This window comes from Acidobacteriota bacterium (assembly GCA_030949985.1).
Taxonomy (GTDB): Bacteria; Acidobacteriota; Polarisedimenticolia; order J045; family J045; genus JALTMS01.
Genome location: JAUZRX010000006.1, coordinates 50,181 through 67,253, shown reverse-complemented (window position 1 = coordinate 67,253; position 17,073 = coordinate 50,181). Strand labels below are relative to the sequence as shown.

Below are 17,073 nucleotides of genomic sequence, written 5' to 3'. Positions count from 1 at the left end.
TACCCGGGGCCGGCCGGCGTTTGCTTCAGGAACACCCGCCGCTGGCGGGCCGGCGCTCGCTGCCCCCCGAACTGCGGCCGTAGCTGCCGGGACCGTCGAGCAGCCCCCGGGTGCCGCGATAGAGGTAGAAGAAAGCCTGGCCCGGGGCGGGAGCCTGGCTGTCGCCGAAGCCTTCCGTGTCGGCGTCGGGGGAGTCGTCTTCGAGACAGACCACGGGGCCCAGGTCGCCGACACCGAGTTGGTCCACCGAGCCGCGAATCGCGTCGTAGCGCAGGGGACCCGACTCGTGCCGCCAGTGCAGCACCGTGGGAGCGGCCTTCGAGACCTCGATCCGCGGCGCCCGCCCGGCGTCGACCAGCCACAGCTCACCGAGCAGGTCGGGATTCTGTTCGGTGAAGTCCCCCACGCCCGAGAAGAGCACCCGTCCGGCATCGTCACCGATACCCAGGGAGCCGCCGGCCAGCGAGCCCACGTCTCCCAGCCCGCCGAGCAGCCCCGCCCGCAAGGCCGAGACCCGTTCGACACCGCCCCCCTGGGCCGGAACCCGGTAGAGATCCACCGGGGCGTCGGGATCGTCCTCGAAGAAGGGCGCGTCGGAGAAGAAGTACACCCACTGCCCGTCCCGGCTCAGCCGCACGCCTCCCGAGCCGCCCTTCGTCGTGTCGGTGAGCTGGCGCAGGGTGGGGCCTGCCGGCTCGTAGACGAAGATTTCGCTGTTGCCGTCGGCATTGGCGCCGGCCAGGTCCCCCGACGACGCGAAGGCGATGATGCCGCCGTCGTCGCTGATGTCCGGTGCGCGGGAGGGAGACGCCGAGTCGGTGATCTGCTCGACCGCGCCGCCCGAAGCCGGCACGCGGAAGATCTCGTAGCCGCCGTCGGCGTTACCGCCCGCCAGGTCGGCGTTGGATTCGAAGACCACCCACCCGCCGGCCGCGTCGATCCGCGCCCGGGCACTGGCGGTCCCCGCAGGTCCCGAGGTCAGGGCCGTCACCGCGTTGCCGGCGGTCGGGTCGAGGCGGAAGATCTCCCGCGAGCCATCGGGATTGCTGGCGTCGAGGTCCGCGTCGCTGTCGAAGACCACCACCGTCGCATCGGCGCTGACCGCCGGCCGCCGCGAAGCGGTACCCGCCCCGGCGGAGGTACGCTGGGTCAACCCCGAGCCGTCGGCCTGGACGCTGAAGATCTCCTCCGACCCGTCCAGGTTCGCCAGCCCGCCGCCCGGGTTGCTGTCGGCGCTGAAGTAGATCGTGCCCCCGTCGCTGAGGACCGGGCCGGCCGGGGTGCCGCCCCCGAGGCTGGTGATCTTCTCGGAGGGCGCCCCGGGCGGCTGCTGGCGCCACAGGTCGCCCCCGCCGAGCACACCGGTCCGGCGCACGAAGACCGCCAGGTCGCCGGGGCGCGAGAGCGTGGGCTCCTGATGGGAGGTCGTGTCCATCACCAGCAGGTCCCGCTCGCCGTTGCCGTTGCCGTCCATCACCCGCAGCCGCAGCTCACTGTCCAGGGCGTAGAAGGCGATCCGGCCGGCGCCCCCGGCGAAGGTGGGCAGGAACGAGCCGGCCTCGAGCAGGGTACTGGTCAACTGGGTCCGCCCCGTGCCGTCGCTGCCCACGCGGAAAATCTCGAAGTTGCCGTCGAGATTCGCGAAGAGGGTGCCGTGATTGGAGTGGTAGACCACCAGTTGGCCGTCGTCGCTGATCGACGGCGCCCGGGAAGCCGGATCGCCGGTCACGCCCAGGGCCACCTGGGTCTGGGTGAGCTGGCGCAGGCCCGTGCCGTCCCAGGCGATGGCGAAGATCTCGTCCCAGTGGTCCGGGTTGCCGCCCAGCGGGTCGCCGCTGGACTGGAAGGCGATGGTGGAGCCGTCTCCCGAAAGGGAGGCGGCCGGGGCGGCGTAGCCCGCCGCGGTGGTGGTGAGCTGGCGCAGACCCGTGCCGTCGGCCAGCACGGCGAAGACTTCGTCTCCCCGGTCCGGGTTGCCGCCCAGGGGATCGCCGTCGCTGACGAAGACGACGCGCGCCCCATCGTCGCTGATCGACAGGGAGTCGAAGCCTCCCGCCGTGAAATGGGTGAGCTGCACCAGGCCGGTGCCGTCGGCATCGACGGCGAAAAGCTGGGAGAGGTTGTCGGCGTTCTCCCCCAGGGGGTCGGTGTTGGCCACGAAGACCACCCGGGAGCCGCTCCCGGCCAGGGCCACCAGTCCCACCCCGCCTCCGTCCGGGGCCGCCTCGTGGGTCAACTGCCGGGTTTCCGTACCGTCGCTGCGGTAGAGATAGAGCTCCGAACCCCGATCGTGGTTCTCGCCCACCAGGTCGGCCGGCGAGGGAAAGGCCAGCCAGACGCCGTCGTCGCTGACCGAAACCAGCGCCGCCGAGCCCCGCTCCACCGCCGTCAGGGCCTCGGCCGCACCGCTGGCGGCGTCGAAGCGCACCACTTGGAAAGCGTGGGAGGGGTTCTCCCCGGCCAGGTCCGCCGAACTGCCCGTGTAGACGAAGGTGCCCGCGTCGTCCAGGACCGGGGGGCCGGCCACGGTGGTCTTGACATCGGTGACCTGCACTACGGTCTGGCCCGCGGCCGGCGGGCCCGCCGGCCAGGCCAGGACCACTCCGGCCAGGATCCCGCAACCGTTCGCCACCACCCGCCACCGACGGTTCCTTTTCTCACCCATCTTCGGATCTCCTCCGGCATCCGCCCTAATCTACGCCCAACTGGCCCGGAAGGGAGTTTTCGCTATGATGGCCGGATCCCTCGCAGCCCCCGGCGGAGAAAGCCATGGCGTGGAAGTACAGCGAGAAAACCACCCGTCTGTTCATGGACGCCGTCCGGGGCAGGCCGGGCACCCACATGGGTGAAATCGAGGATCCCGACGGCTTCGGCGAGCATGGCTCCATCGCCTGTGGTGACGCTCTGCGCTTCACTTTCCGGGTCGAGCGACACCCCCGGGATCCGACCCTCGACCGGATCACCGAAGCCCGCTACCTGACCTTCGGCTGCACCTCCGCCATCGCCGCCTCGGAAGCCCTCTGCGCGATGATCGAAGAACGTCACTGCACGCCCATCGAGGCCCTGGAGATCAGCAACCAGGACATCGTCGACTACCTCGAAGGACTGCCCCAGGAAAAGATCCACTGCTCGGTGATGGGAGCCGAAGCTCTCGATGCGGCGGTGTTCAACTGGGCCCAGAAGCGCGGGGTCGACTTGGCCAAGCTGGGCATCGACATCCAACCCCACGAGCAGGAAGAGGGGCGGATGGTCTGCAAGTGCTTCGGACTGACCGAACCCTACCTCAAGCGCAAGATCGAAGAGTTGCAGCTCAAGACCATCGCCGACATCACCGGCGCCGTGAAGGCCGGCGGAGCCTGCATGTCCTGCCACCACGCCCCGGGTGGACTGCAGGATCTGCTCGACGAGGTGTGGGGGCCGCGGCCGACACGGCTCAAGGAACTGCCGCTGCTCCCCGGCGGCCACGCGGCCGCCCGGCCGCGAGAGGCGGCGCCCGACCCGAGCGACTCGCCCTACCGTTTCGCCAAGCGGATCGAACAAGCCATCGAGCAGGCGGTGCGTCCCACCCTGGCCCGGGACGGCGGCGACATCGAAATCGTCGACATCAAGGGCAAGCTCGTCTATTGCCGGCTCTCCGGTGCCTGTGCGAGTTGCATGAGTGCCGGCCGTACGATGAAGATGCTCGTCGAACAGGCCCTCAAGGACCGGGTCGACGAACGGATCCGGGTGATCGAAGTCTGAGCCCGGCAAGGGAACGCGATGGAGATCATCTACGCCGACAACAACGCCACCACCCGGGTCGCCCCGGAAGTGCTCGAGGCCCTGCTGCCCTACCTGCGGGACGATTACTTCAATCCTTCGTCGATGTACGAGGCGGCGCGCTCCGCCGCCGCCGCGGTGGACGCGGCCCGTCGCAGCGTGGCCCGCAGCCTGGGAGGCGTGGCGCCCCGCGAGATCCTCTTCACTTCCTGCGCCACCGAGTCCAACAACACGGCGATCCTCGGCTGCGCCAAGGCCCGGCCCGAACGGCGACACATCATCACCACGCGGGTCGAGCACCCCGCCGTGCTCACCGTCTGCCAGGCTCTCGAACGCGAAGGCTACGAGCTGAGCTGGATCGGCGTCGACCGGGACGGCAGGATCGACCTGGACGCGTACGTGCGGGCCCTGCGTCCCGACACCCTGCTGGTCAGTGTGATGCACGCCAACAACGAAACCGGCGTGATCTTTCCCATCGAGCGGCTCTCCCGGCTGGCCAAGGAGACCGACCCGGAGATCCTCTTCCATACCGACGCGACCCAGACCGCGGGCAAATTGCCGCTGGATCTCAAGCGCGCCCTGCCCCACGTGGACCTGCTCTCCTTTTCAGGACACAAGATCCACGCCCCCAAGGGGGTCGGAGCCCTTTTCATCCGTCGTGGCACTCCCTGCCGCGCCCTGCTGCTCGGCGGGCACCAGGAGGAGGGTCGCCGGGGCGGCACCGAGAACGTGGCTTTCGTGGTGGGCCTGGCTCGCGCCCTGGAAGTGGCCGTGGCCGGTCATGCCGAGGACGACGGCCGGATCACCGCCCTGCGCGATCGGCTGGAGTCGGCCCTGCTCGCGCGCATTCCCTTCGCCCGCGTCAACGGCGCCGGCGCCGAGCGCCTGGGCAACACCTCGAACCTCTCCTGCCACTTCATCGAGGGCGAGGGGATGCTCTACCAGCTCAGCGCCCACGGCATCTGCGCGTCCAGCGGCTCGGCCTGCACCTCCGGCTCCCTCGAGCCCTCCCACGTGCTCCGGGCGATGGACGTCCCCTTCACCGCGATGCACGGATCGGTGCGATTCAGCTTTTCACGCTACAACAGCGAGCGGGACGTCGAACGCATCGTCGAGGTCTTTCCGGGCATCGTGGCCAGCCTGCGCCGCCTGTCGCCCTACTGGGACCAGCAGGCCGACCGCCCCCGGCCCGACGCCATGGCGATGCTCGAGCCGGGCGGCGCGGCGAGCGCCCCATGAAGACCCTCGTGCAGGTGCTCGGCGCCCTGCCCCTCTTTTCCCGCCTGAGCCCCGACGAACTCGGCCGGCTCGCCGCCCTGGGAGGGGTCCAGCGCTACGAAAAGAACCAGGTGATCTTCAACGAGGGCGAGCCGGGAGTCGGCTTCCACGTGGTGCTCGGAGGCCGGGTCAAGGTCTTCAAGTCCAGCGCCGAGGGACGCGAGCAGATCCTGCACATCTGGACTGCCGGGGAGATCTTCGGCGAGGTGCCGGTGTTTGCCGGCGGCTCCTACCCGGCCTCCGCCCTGGCCCTCGACGCGGTGCGCACCTTCTTCCTGCCTCGGGACGGCCTGCTGACCTTCCTCCGCCAGCGCCCGGAACTGGCCCTCAAGCTGCTGGCGGCCCTGGCCCGGCGGCTGCACCACTTCGCCGGGGTGATCGAAGACCTCTCCCTGCGGGAAGTCCCCTCCCGCCTGGCGGCCTACCTGCTCGACCTGCACGCAGTGGAAAAAGGCGCGCAGCCGGTGGTGGAGCTGGAGATTTCCCGCGGCCAGCTCGCCAGCCTGCTGGGCACGATTCCCGAGACTCTCTCGCGCATCTTCAGCCGCCTGGCCCGCGAAGGTCTGCTCGAACCCCTCTCCGCCCGCCGCCTGCGCCTGCTCGACCCGGAGGCCCTGGCCCAGCTCGCCGACCGCCACCGGGGAAAGCCGTAAGGAACGGCACGCCCCGACAGGACCGCCCTCCACCGCCGGCTCTCATCCCTGGATGAAGGAGGTCTCGTCGGAGGCCAGCGCCTGGGGGGCGTCAATCGCCTTCGAGAAGCGGGGTTGGAGGGCATGGAGCCGCTCGCTTCCGCGGGGCGTGCGACGAGCCCTCGCCCACCGCCCCGAACCTGCTGACACGCTCCCCGCGGATCACTCCTCGACGGCCTGAACCCGGACCCGCCCGCCCGTGGCCTCCGTCAGCGCGGCGATCAGCGCGCCCGCCTTCGAACGCAGGGCCCGCACTTCCAGCCGCGGGCAGTCTCCGAACTCCCGCTCCACGCCGCGCAGCCACGCGCCTTCCCGCGCCAGCACCGCCTCGACCGTCCCCAGGTCCTCCCACCGGCAACGCAACTCCAGAGCCTGCTCGAGCCACACCGCGCGCCGGGGCGCGGCGGCCAGGGCATCCCGAGCCGCTTCACCATAGGCCCGCACCAGCCCGCCGCTGCCCAGCTTGGTGCCGCCGAAGTAGCGCGTGACCACCACCAGCGCCTGGTACACCCCCGCCCCTTCGATGGCTCCCAGAATCGGCGGGCCGGCGGTGCCGGGGGGCTCGCCGTCATCGTCGTAACGTGTGCTGTCGCGACCCGGCGCTCCCACCCGCCGGGCCCAGCAGTGGTGGGTCGCATCGTGGTATCGGCGCCGTACCTGCAGGAGTCCGGCGGCCGCCTGCTCCCGGTCCGAAGCCGGAAGGACCTGGCCGATGAACCGCGACCCCTTGACCTTGATCTCGATCTCGGGTCCGCGCTCCACGGCCAGGTAGCGGTCCTCCTCGCGGCCCATGCGACCCTCAGTCGGCGGCCGCCCGACGGGAGAAAGCGACGATGAACACGCAGAGCGCGACGAGGGTCAAGATGCCGGCGATCTCGCCCGTCGCACCGCGGAAGCTGGCGTCGTCGAGCAGGTGCACCACGGCCTTGGCCCGGGTGCTTCCCGTCGATCCCTTGATCACGGCGTTGGCGATGGCATCCACCACACCGATGATCGCCCCGCCGGCCATCAGCCCCGACGCGATCAACACGCCGCGATCGCTGCGCAGGCGGGAGACCTCTTCACTTTCTCCCGCGCCCCGCCGAGCCACCAGCCAGGAGAGGATGCCGCCGAGAAGCACCGGCGTGTTGAGCTCCATCGGCAAGTACATGCCCAGGGCGAAGGCCAGGGCGGGTACCCCCGCCATGCGCAGGATCATCGCCAACAGCACGCCGATGCCGAACAGGTACCATTGCAGGGGCTGCGAGACGGCACCGAAGATGCCGACCAGGATCTCCTTCATCGCCGAGGCCTGGGGCGCCGGAATCGCTCGCGTCCCGAAACCCTGGGAAGGATCCGCCTGGGCCATGACCCACAGGGCCAATCCGCAGAACACCGCCGCGACCAGGGTGCCGAGGAACTTCAGCGCGAGTTGCCGCGAGGGCGTGGCCCCGATCCAGTGGCCGATCTTCAGATCGGAGGCCAGGGCGCCGGAAGCGGCGAGAGCCGTGCAGACCACGCCCCCGATCATCATCGTGACGAACATCCCCATGCCGCCGCTCAGACCCATCTTGAGCATCACCACGCCGGTGATGATCAGCGTCAACATGGTCATCCCCGACACCGGGTTGGTACCCACGATGGCGATCGCCCGGGCCGCGACCGGCGCGAAGAGGAAGGCGATGACCATCACCAGCAGGGTGCCCACCACCGCGTAGCCCAGGGAGCTGGCCGCGCCGATCCCGAAAGAGAAGAAGAGAAGCGCCGCCAGGGCGAAGATCACCAGGCCCACGATGGTGGTTCGACCGCCGAGGGAGCGGTCGACGCGAGGCACCTCCGTCGCCGCGCGGGTGTCCTGGTGACGCATACCCGCGATGTTGGCCACGATCGAGCGGATCATCGAGGGCAGCGAAGAGACGATCCCCAGGATCCCGGCGCCGGCGATGCCACCCACACCGATGATGCGCACGTATCCGGTGAAGACCTCGTCAGGGCTCATCCGGCCGATGGGCACCGCGCCGGGGGGCAGGACGATGCTCACGTGCTGCCCGATGGCATGCACCACCGGCACCAGCACGAAGTAAGAAAGGAACGATCCGGCGCAGATCACCGCGGCGTAACGCAGACCGACGATATAGCCGATGCCCACGATCGCCGCATTGTTCAGCACCCGGAGCTGGAGAAAGTGGCGGGAGAGCAGGTTGCCGAGCCCCACGGCATGGAAAGAGATCTCCTCGGCCATGGCGTGGAAGGTCGTGACCAGTCCGTCATAGAGCGCGCCCAGGCCGGCGGCCATGGCCAGGATCTTCGCCTGGCCTCCGACTCGCTCGCCGGAAAGCAGGATTTCGGTGGTGGCGGTCCCTTCGGGCCAGGGGAAACGGCCGTGCATTTCCACCATGAAGTGATAGCGCAAGGGGATCAGGAAGAGAATGCCCAGGCACCCCCCGAGGAAGGAAACGACGATCACCTGCAGCATGGTGGGCTGCGGGACTCCGGATCCGGGCACCGCCGAGAGCATGTAGAGGGCGGGAATGGTGAACACCGCACCGGAGACCACGTGGGACGAGTTGGCGCCGATGGACTGAATGATCACGTTTTCGAGCAGGGTGCTCTTGCGGGCGAACAGCGGCGAGAGGCCGATGGCCAGGATCGAGATGGGAATCGCCGCCTCGATCCCCTGCCCCACCTTCAACGCCAGGTAAGCGGCCGCCATGGAAAACACCGCGCAGAAGATCAGCCCCAGGGTCACCGAGCGAAGCGTCACCTCCGCCACACCGGACTCGTCGGGAATCACCGGCACGTAGTGCTCACCGGGAGCCAGTTCCCTCCTCGCGTTGTCCGGCAGGCCCTTGATCTCGTCCCCGGCAGCGTGACTCATCGGCTCTCCTTCCCGCGCCGCCTCTCCGGGCGGCGGACGGCACACTCTACCACCACCGACCTTCCGGCTGACGGGGACCACCCGGGGCCGCTATATTGCGCCTCGTGTCTGACTCCCCGACGGCCGGCTCCGACCCCGCGCGCTCCCTTCCCCGGGGTGTGCTGACCCGCCTCTTCCTGCGCAATACCGGCGCCAACCTGGCTCTGCGCGTGATCGCGGCGGCCATGGGCCTGTGGGCCACGGCCTGGGTGATCCGGGTCTACGGCAACGAGCGCTTCGGCCTCTTCGCCCTCGCGTTGCAGCTCTCCGGCCTGGTGGGCGCCCTGGCCCCCGGACTGGCCGGCGCCTATACACGGGAGATCGCCGCCCTCGCCGGGCGCGGACAGACGGCGGCCTTGCGGGCCCTGGTACGCCTGGCCACCCGGTGGCTGGGAGCCCTCGGACTGTTCCTCGGCGGCGCCCTGGCCCTCTTCGCCTGGGCCGGCGGCGTGGGCCTGTTCCGTCTTCCCCCGTCCCTCCTCGCGGAAGGGCGGCTGATCTTCGCCCTGGCGGGCCTGCTGCTCGCCCTGCGCTTCGTGGGCAACGTCTTCGGCGACACCCTGGCCGGGCTCCAGGAATACCCGCGCCTGGCCCTGGTGCGAGGCCTGGCCGCCATCGCGGGTTCGGTGGCCACGCTCCTGGTCGCCCGGGCCGCCGGCCCCCTGTGGCTGGTCCTCGCCGCCCTGGCCGGCGTTCGCGCGGCGGAGGCCCTGGCCCTGGCCCTGGTGGCCGGATCCCGCCTGCCACGCCCCGCGGGTCCCCCCCCACCGCCTTCCCGGGAGTGGCTGCGCGCCCTGTGGCGGGTGGGCGCCCCCCTGGCCCTGATGCAGCTCGCCTCGCTGATTTTCTACCAGACCGACCACGTCATCCTCGGCGTCCTGGTCTCGGCCGAAGCGGTCACCTGCTATCACGTCACCGCTCGCCTGCACAACCTGGTGCGCGAGTTCCAGGGCACCCTGGGGTCGGCCCTGATGCCTCTGGTCGCCCGGGAAGCCGCCCGGGGCAATCGCTCGGCCATCGAGCAGGTACTCTACCGCGGCACGCGCTACCACCTGGCCCTGGTCCTGCCCGTGGTCGGCACGGCGATGATCTTCTCGGGCGATTTCCTGCGGATCTGGCTCGGCGCCGAGTGGGAGCGATGGGCGCTGCCCTCGGCCGTCTTCGTCAGCTACTGGGCTTTCGCCGGATTGACCAACTTTCCCGGCCAGAGCGCCATCGCCCAGGCCCAGGTCCGCCGCCTGTCGGCCATCGCCATGGTCGCCGCCACGCTGAACCTGGCCCTGTCCGTGGCCCTCGCTCCCCGTTTCGGCGTGGCCGGGGTCGTGGCGGGCACGCTGGCCGGCTACGCCCTGGCCTTGCCTCTGCAATTCCGCCTTGTCTTCCCCCCCCTGGGCATCGAAGCCGGCAGGTTTCTGCGAGAGGTCGTGCTGCGCGTCTATCCGGCGGGCTTCGTGGCCGCGGGGATGGTGCTCTTCCTGCGCCGCCTGCTGCCCGCCCCCGGGGGCCTGCTCTCCCTGCTGGTCCAGGGGGCCCTGTCGGGGGCGATTTTCAGCGGGTGGCTCGCCCTGAGCGCCTGGTGGTGGCCCAGGCGGGCGGCATAGGGCCGCTACAGGAGCCGCTGGATCGCTTCCCGGGCCACGTCGACGTGGCGCTCTTCGGTATGAGTCTGGCCGATGCTCATGCGCAAGACGAAGCGATCGTTCAGCCGGGTGTGGGTCAGGTAGAGCTGGTCGCTGGCATTGAGCCGATCCAACAGCCGCTCGGAGGCCGCGTCACCCTCGCGATGCCGGAAGCACACCAGGTTGAGTCGACAGGGAGCGGCGAGTTCCAGGTCGGGATGGGCCTCGATCCATTCGGCGAAGTCCCGGGCCAGTTCCACGTGGCGGCGGACGTGATGCCGCAAACCTTCGACGCCGTAGTGCCGGATCACGAACCACAACTTCAGGGCCCGAAAGCGACGCCCGAGGGGTATTTGCCAGTCACGATAGTCGATCACCCGCCCCGACTCGGAAGCCCGGTTGCGCAGGTACTCGGGCACCACGCTCAGGGCCTCGACCAGGGCCCGACGGTCGGCCACGTAAAAACAGTCGCAGTCGAAGTTGGTGAACATCCACTTGTGAGGATTGAAACAGTAGCTCGCGGCAGCCTCGAGCCCGTGGTGGATCCAGCGGAACTCGGGGCAGAGGGCCGCGGTGCCCGCCATCGCCGCGTCCACGTGAAGCCACGCGTCCTCCCGCCGGGCCAGGGCGCCGATCGCGTCGAGGGGATCGAAGGCCAGCGAGGAAGTGGTGCCGACGGTCGCCACGACGAAGAAGGGAACGCGCCCGGCCGCCCGGTCCGCCGCCATCGCCTCGGCCAGGGCCGCGGGTCGCATGGCGAAGTTCTCGTCCACGGGAATGCGCCGCAGGGCCTGCCGGCCCAGCCCGGCGATCTCCATCGCCTTGTCCACCGAAGAATGGGCCTGGGTCGAGGCGTAGGCCACCAGGGGCCCCTCGGCGGACGCCGTCGCGCGATGGCGGGCTGCCAGCAGGGCGCAAAGGGTCGCGCTGGAAGCCGAGTCCTGGATCACGCCGCCCCCCTCGCCGCTGGAGTGGAACGCCCGGGGCAAGTCGAGCATCTCCACGATCCAGTCCAGCACCAGGGTCTCGATCTCGGTGCAGGCGGGGCTGGTGGTCCAGAGCATGCCCTGGACGCCCAGGCCGGCGGAAAGGAGTTCTCCGAGAATCGACGGAAAAGAGACATTGGCGGGGAAAAACGCGAAAAACGTCGGCGACTGCCAGTGGGTGATACCCGCCAGGACCTTCTCTTCGAGATCCCCCAGCACCTGTCCGAAATCCTCCCCCCGCAGGGGCGGGTGTTCGGGCAGGGCGGCCCGGACGGCGCCGGGCTCGACACGGGAGAGCACGGGCAGGGCCTCGACCCGCTCGTGGTAGTCCGCAATCCAGTCGATCAACTCCCGGCCCCAGCGCCGGAACTCCTCGGACGTCATGTGAAAGCCCTGCTCGCGCCGCTTTTCGCTCACCCGCCGGCCTCCTCGTCGCGCCCCATGCGCGAACCGGACTCTACCCCCGAGACCGCATCCGGAACAAGCCCGGACACCGCCGAGCCGGGCCGCACTCGTCGCCGCTCAAACTGCACTCTTGACGTGGCTTGGAAACCTCTGTCACCGTACATCACACGAGGGGAGTTCCCGGCGAAGGCACGCCGGAAGAACGCGGAAGAAATGGTGAGTCGAGGGGCAGAGATCCGCCGCGAGGAGCTTGTCGAAGCGCTCGAGCAGACCGGCGGCAACCGGCTGCAAGCCGGTCGTCTGCTCGGGATCTCCCGCGCCACCATCTATCGCTGGATGGAACGCTGGGCGATCGACACCGATTTCCTGCGGGTGGTCGCGGGACGCTGGGAGGTCATCGACCTGCTGGGCCGGGGCAGCCAGGGCACGGTGCTCCGGGTCAAGGACGGCCGCGGAGAACTGGGCCGCAAGGCCCTCAAGCTGCTCCGGGCAGAATCCCGGGAAACCGGCGCGTTCGAGGCTCTCGCCGAGGAATACAGGGTGCTCTCCCTGCTCCGCCATCCCTCGCTGGTGGGCGTCCACGATTTCGGCACCGACCCCGCCGCGGCGGGCCGTCCCTACCTGGTCATGGACCTGGTGGAGGGCCGGCCCTTCGCCGAGGCCTGTCGGGGTCGTCCCCTGTCGTTCATCGCCGCGGCCCTGGTGTACGCCCTCGAAGGCATCGACCAGCTTCACCGCCATGGTCTGCTCCATCGGGATCTCAAGAGCAGCAACATTCTCGTCGAGGCCGAAGCCGAAGCGGCGGCTCCCGCGGCCGTGACGGTGATGGACCTGACCCTCGCCCGACGACACAGCGGCACGGCGCCGCCGCCGGCCGGCAGTGTCGGCCATATCGCCCCCGAGGTCTTGCTCGGGCAACCGCCCACCCGGGCCAGCGATCTCTTTTCCCTGGGAGTCGTCCTCTACCAGACCCTCACCGGTGACCTGCCGCTGGCGGATCCTGCGACGGGAAGCGCCGCCCGGCCCCTCCCGCCTTCCCGCGTGCGCCCCGACGTCCCCGAGGAGTTCAGCGTCCTGGCGCTGCGGCTGCTCGAGATCGACCCCGCCCGGCGCTTCGCCGACGCAGGCGAGGTGATCGATGCCCTGGCCCCCTGGACGGGATCGCAGCCCCTGCTCCTGGCGACCCACGAAGCCTCCCTGGTGGGACGCGAGGAGGAACTCACCCGGGCGCTGACCGCGCTTCACGCCTCGCCCTCCGAAGTCGAGGAGGGCCGGCCGCCGCTGCTTCTCCTCGAAGGCGAGGGCGGCATCGGAAAATCCCGTTTCATCGAAGCCCTCATCGCGGAACTGCGCGTCCGGGGCGTGGCGATCGCCCACACGGCCTGCCACGCGCCGATCCGCTCGGCCCTGGCCCCCATCGGCGACATCATCGATCGGCTCTTCGCCTCGGCCGACGCCGGGGACGCTCTCGCCCGGGAGCTTCTCGATCGGCACAGTTCCTGCCTCGAAGGTCTCTTCCCCCGCCCCGCGGTACTCGGCCCCCGCACGAGTGAACAGCAGATCGCGGTCAGCCGTTTTCACCTGGTCGACGGCCTGATCTCGCTGCTCTGCGAGTTGGCCGCGGCACGCCCCCTGGTCCTGGTCTTCGACGACCTGCATCTTGCCGACCCGCTACTGCTGGACTTCCTCTGGCACCTGGCCCGGCGCGCCCGCCGGCTGCCGCTCCGCCTGCTCGCCGCCGCCCGCCCGCTGGGCGACGACACACGGCCCTGGAAGAAGGGCCTGGCCGTCGAGGGACTGGTGGACGAGATGCGCCTGACACCCCTCGATGCGGCGAGTGTGCACGAGCTGGCGGCCCAGCGCCTCGGCCCCGCCCGCGCGAGCTTCATCGCGCGGCAGCTCTGGTCGGCCAGCGGCGGACACCCGCTCTTCGTCCATCAGCTCCTCGAGGAACTCGCCGAACGCACGATCGAGCGCGAGGGGGTCGAACCCAGCGGCCTGCCCCGGACGCTGGAGGAGGCCATCCGGGCCCGGCTCGAGAGACTCGACGAGCAGGACCGCGACATCCTCTCCGCCCTGGCCGCCGCCGGCCGGGAGGTCGACGAGGCGGAACTCGAGGCCGTGGCGGGCCATCTCTCCCGGGCCCGCGTGCTGGACCTGGCGCAGCGGGGCCTGCTCCGCCATACCGGCGACGGTCGCCTGGACCTGGCCCACGCCTTTCTGCGGGAAGCGTTGCTCGAGGGCCTCGACGCCGCCCAGCGGCGCCGCTGGCACCAACGCTGGGCCGAGCATCTCCGCGGTCACGACGAGGACGCCGTGCTCCTGGCCGAGCAGAGCCTGGCCGCCGCGGAGGGAGCGGGCGCGCAGGGCGACCTGCTGGCCGCCGCCGAGCAGCTCTTCGAACGCTGGCAGTATGCGGGGGCCGCCCGCTTCTTCCAGGCCGCCCTCGACCGGATGGCCCCCGAAGATCCGGCCCGTCTCGAGGTCTATCCGCGCCTGGCGCGGGCCTGGCGGGAAGCCCACGACGCCGCGGCTCTCGAAAAGGTCTGCCGGGACTGGGTGGAGACCGCCGAACGTCTCGATGATCTCGCCGCTCGCTCCACGGCCCTGAGCAAGCTGGCCTCCGCACTGCGCGAGAGGGGCCGGGGCGAGCAGGCCGAGCGCACGGCCCGCGCCGCGATCGAACTGGCGGAAAAGGCCGACGATCCGCGGGCCGCGGCCCTGGCCAACAAGGTCCTGGCCTCGATCCTCTGGGCCCGCTGGGACCATACCCTCGCCCTCGAACCTTTCGAGCGCGCCCTGCAACTCGCCGAGCAGACCGGAAACCGCCGGGAACTGGCCTACGGCCTGCAGGACGTGGCCCTGCCCTACGCCATCACCGGCCGCAGCGCCGCCGCCATCGAGGCCACGCGCAAGGCCCAGAAGATCTTCCACGAGCTGGGGGACAGGATCTGGGCCCTGCTGGCCCGCACCAACGAGACGCTGGTCTTCACCCGCCTCGGCGACTTGCAGGCCGCCCGGCGACTGAGCGAATCGCTGATCGAAGAGCTTTCAGAGGTTCCCGGAATTCCCGTCGAACTGGCGATGGAAAACCTGGTTTTCCTCTTCAACCGCATGGGCCTGTACGAACGAACGCTGGAAGTCGGGCAGAGGCTGATCGAACACTCGGCCATCGTCGGACGCCACGGTCCTCGCATCGCCGCCCTCCTGGCCATGGGAGAAGCGCTGACCCACCTGGGCGACACCCGCGCCGCCCGCGAGCACAACCGCCTGGCGCGAGACCTGGCCGAAGCCCTCGGCGAAGAGCGGCAACGACTCTTCGCCGAGCTCGCGGTGGCGGCTGATCTGCGCCGGGCCCGCCGCCTCGAACAGGCCCGCCGGTGCGCCGAGCAGGTACGGCAGCAGGCCCTGCCCGCCGACGCCCACCGACAGCTCTTCCTCGCCACGGTCGAACTGGCCCGGCTGGCCCGGCTCGCCGGCGACCCCGCCCGGTCGCTGACCCTGCTCGACGAGGCAGACACCCAGCTCGGCGAGACCGGAGAGGACGGCCCGGCGCTGCGGGTTCAACTGCTCTGTGAACGCGCCTCGAGTTGGAAAGAGCTGGGCCAGGAGGGGTTGCTGCTGGCCTGTGCGGAGGAAGGTGCCGGACTCGCCGCCCGTCACGGACCGGTGGCCACCGAAGTCCGCCTGCTGACCCTGGCGGCGGAAACCTACGAGTCCCGGGGGGAGACCGCCCGTGCCGCCCTGCGACTGACACGCGCGGCCCAAACCCTGCGGGAAGTGGCCGGGGCGATCAGCGACGAATCCCGGCGCACCCTTTTCCTCTCCGATCCGGAACGCTCCGCGATCCTCTCGCGGGCCGACCGGCTGAGCAGCACGGGCCCCGGCGTGGATGCCGCGGGCACCCTGGCCCGTCTCTACGAAGTCTGTGAAGCGATCACCGAGGGCGGCCGACTCGAAGATCTGCTCGAGCGCGTGGTGGCCCTGGCCGTTGAATCCTGCGGAGCGGAGCGTGGCCTGCTGCTGCTGCGTGACGAGGGAGGCGGCGAATGGCTGCTCGCCGCCGGAACCGACCGGGGCGGAGGCCGCGGGGAAGGGCTCGAGTTCTCCCAGGCGGTGCAGGACCGTGTGGCGAAAGAAGGCGCCGTACTCATCGCGGACGTGCGCAGCGATCCCGACCTGGCGAGGGTGCCTTCGGTCAGCGCCCTGGGCATCCGCTCCCTGATGGGTGTGGCCCTGCGCATGGAAGGCCGCGACCTGGGCACGCTCTACGTCGACTCCCGGGCCAACCGCACGCTCTTCAGCGCCGAGGATCTGCGTCTGCTCAGGGCCCTGGCCGACCAGGCCGCCGTCGCCCTGGCCTACGGCCGGCTGGTGGGCAAGGTGACCCGGCAGCGCGACGCGCACTACAAGGCCGCCGCCCGCACCTACCGCTTCGGCGACCTGGTGAGTCGTTCCAAGAGCATGCGCCGGGTCTTCGAGCTGCTCGAGAAGGTGGCGGACACGGACGTTCCCGTGATCGTTCTCGGCGAATCGGGTACAGGCAAGGAGGTCATCTCCCGCGCCATGCACTTCTCCTCGAGGAGAAGCGAGAACGTCTTCCTCAGTGAAAACTGCGCCGCCATTCCCGAGACCCTGCTCGAGAGCATTCTCTTCGGTCACCGGCGCGGAGCCTTCACCGGCGCGGACCGGGACCGCCCCGGCCTCTTCGAACTGGCCAACGGCGGGACCCTGCTGCTCGACGAAGTCGGGGAAATGAGCCCCGGCCTGCAGGCCAAGCTGCTGCGTGTACTCCAGGAAAAGGAATTCCGCCCCCTCGGTAGCGACCAGGTCGTCTCCACGGACGTGAGAATCATCGCCGCGACCCACCAGGACCTCGGAGCCCGCGTGGCGGAAGGGACTTTTCGCCAGGATCTCTACTTCCGGCTCAACGGAGTGACGATTCAGCTCCCGCCCTTGCGCGAGAGGCGGGAAGACATCCCCCTCCTCGTGCGTCACTTCCTCGAGCGGGAGGCGGCCGCCGCGCGCCGACCGGTGCCCCGGATGACCGCAGCGGTGATGCGCCAGCTCTGCTCCCACGACTGGCCGGGCAACATTCGCGAACTCGAAAACACCGTCCGGCGCCTGCTGCTGGTCAGCGAGGGCGACCCGATCGGTATCGACGCCCTGGCCACCGACCCGCACTTCGCCCGTTCCTCGCCAGCCCCCTCCACCTCCGCACCCGAAAAAGCGGCGGGGGCCCCGGCGGCCGCATCCGACATCGAGGAGGCGCGCCGGCTCGAAGAAGCCCTCGAACAGGCCGGCGGCAACAGGGAGCAGGCCGCGGCACTGCTGGGTATCAGCCGCGCCACGCTCTATCGCCGCCTGCGCCGCCACCGCATCGGCCGCCACTGAGGGCGCCGGCCCGGGCCGGCGGAGACGGCTCTCGTCCTCCCCGC

9 protein-coding genes are annotated in these 17,073 nt (G+C 70.3%); 5 read left to right on the top strand and 4 right to left on the bottom strand.

Going from position 1 to position 17,073, the window contains the following annotated elements; translation table 11 throughout:
- Positions 1–25 precede the first annotated feature (25 nt).
- Positions 26–2,665 (bottom strand): hypothetical protein, encoded by a 2,640-nt coding sequence (locus Q9Q40_01125; GenBank protein ID MDQ7005814.1) that lies wholly within the window; start codon positions 2,663–2,665, stop codon positions 26–28.
- Between the two features lie 104 nt (positions 2,666–2,769).
- Here Q9Q40_01125 and Q9Q40_01120 point away from each other — a divergent pair, with 104 nt between their 5' ends.
- From Q9Q40_01120 to Q9Q40_01110, 3 genes are read left to right on the top strand one after another with little or no spacing between them, the layout of a single operon-like run.
- On the top strand, positions 2,770–3,741 hold the full coding sequence (locus Q9Q40_01120) for an iron-sulfur cluster assembly scaffold protein (GenBank protein ID MDQ7005813.1): 972 nt from the start codon (positions 2,770–2,772) through the stop codon (positions 3,739–3,741).
- An 18-nt stretch (positions 3,742–3,759) separates the two neighbouring features.
- Positions 3,760–4,998, top strand: coding sequence for a cysteine desulfurase NifS (nifS, locus tag Q9Q40_01115; protein MDQ7005812.1), 1,239 nt, complete (start codon positions 3,760–3,762; stop codon positions 4,996–4,998).
- On the top strand, positions 4,995–5,690 hold the full coding sequence (locus Q9Q40_01110; GenBank protein ID MDQ7005811.1) for a Crp/Fnr family transcriptional regulator: 696 nt from the start codon (positions 4,995–4,997) through the stop codon (positions 5,688–5,690). Before nifS ends, Q9Q40_01110 begins: the two co-directional genes overlap by 4 nt.
- Positions 5,691–5,891: 201 nt before the next feature.
- On the opposite strand, the gene Q9Q40_01105 is transcribed toward Q9Q40_01110, so the two are convergent.
- Together Q9Q40_01105 and Q9Q40_01100 are read right to left on the bottom strand one after the other, a co-directional pair.
- The gene (locus Q9Q40_01105) at positions 5,892–6,521 is read right to left on the bottom strand and encodes a YigZ family protein (protein ID MDQ7005810.1); all 630 of its coding nucleotides are present in this window, start codon (positions 6,519–6,521) and stop codon (positions 5,892–5,894) included.
- 7 nt (positions 6,522–6,528) lie between these two features.
- Positions 6,529–8,586, bottom strand: a complete 2,058-nt coding sequence (locus tag Q9Q40_01100) for an oligopeptide transporter, OPT family (protein MDQ7005809.1) — start codon at positions 8,584–8,586, stop codon at positions 6,529–6,531.
- A 104-nt stretch (positions 8,587–8,690) separates the two neighbouring features.
- On the opposite strand from Q9Q40_01100, the gene Q9Q40_01095 reads away from it, so the two are divergent.
- On the top strand, positions 8,691–10,226 hold the full coding sequence (locus Q9Q40_01095; protein MDQ7005808.1) for an oligosaccharide flippase family protein: 1,536 nt from the start codon (positions 8,691–8,693) through the stop codon (positions 10,224–10,226).
- A 5-nt stretch (positions 10,227–10,231) separates the two neighbouring features.
- Here Q9Q40_01095 and Q9Q40_01090 read toward each other — a convergent pair whose 3' ends face one another.
- Positions 10,232–11,614 carry a pyridoxal-dependent decarboxylase gene (locus Q9Q40_01090; protein ID MDQ7005807.1) on the bottom strand — a complete coding sequence of 461 codons (1,383 nt, stop codon included), beginning with the start codon at positions 11,612–11,614 and terminating at the stop codon, positions 10,232–10,234.
- Between the two features lie 237 nt (positions 11,615–11,851).
- On the opposite strand from Q9Q40_01090, the gene Q9Q40_01085 reads away from it, so the two are divergent.
- On the top strand, positions 11,852–17,029 hold the full coding sequence (locus Q9Q40_01085) for a sigma 54-interacting transcriptional regulator (protein ID MDQ7005806.1): 5,178 nt from the start codon (positions 11,852–11,854) through the stop codon (positions 17,027–17,029).
- Positions 17,030–17,073: the final 44 nt, after the last annotated feature.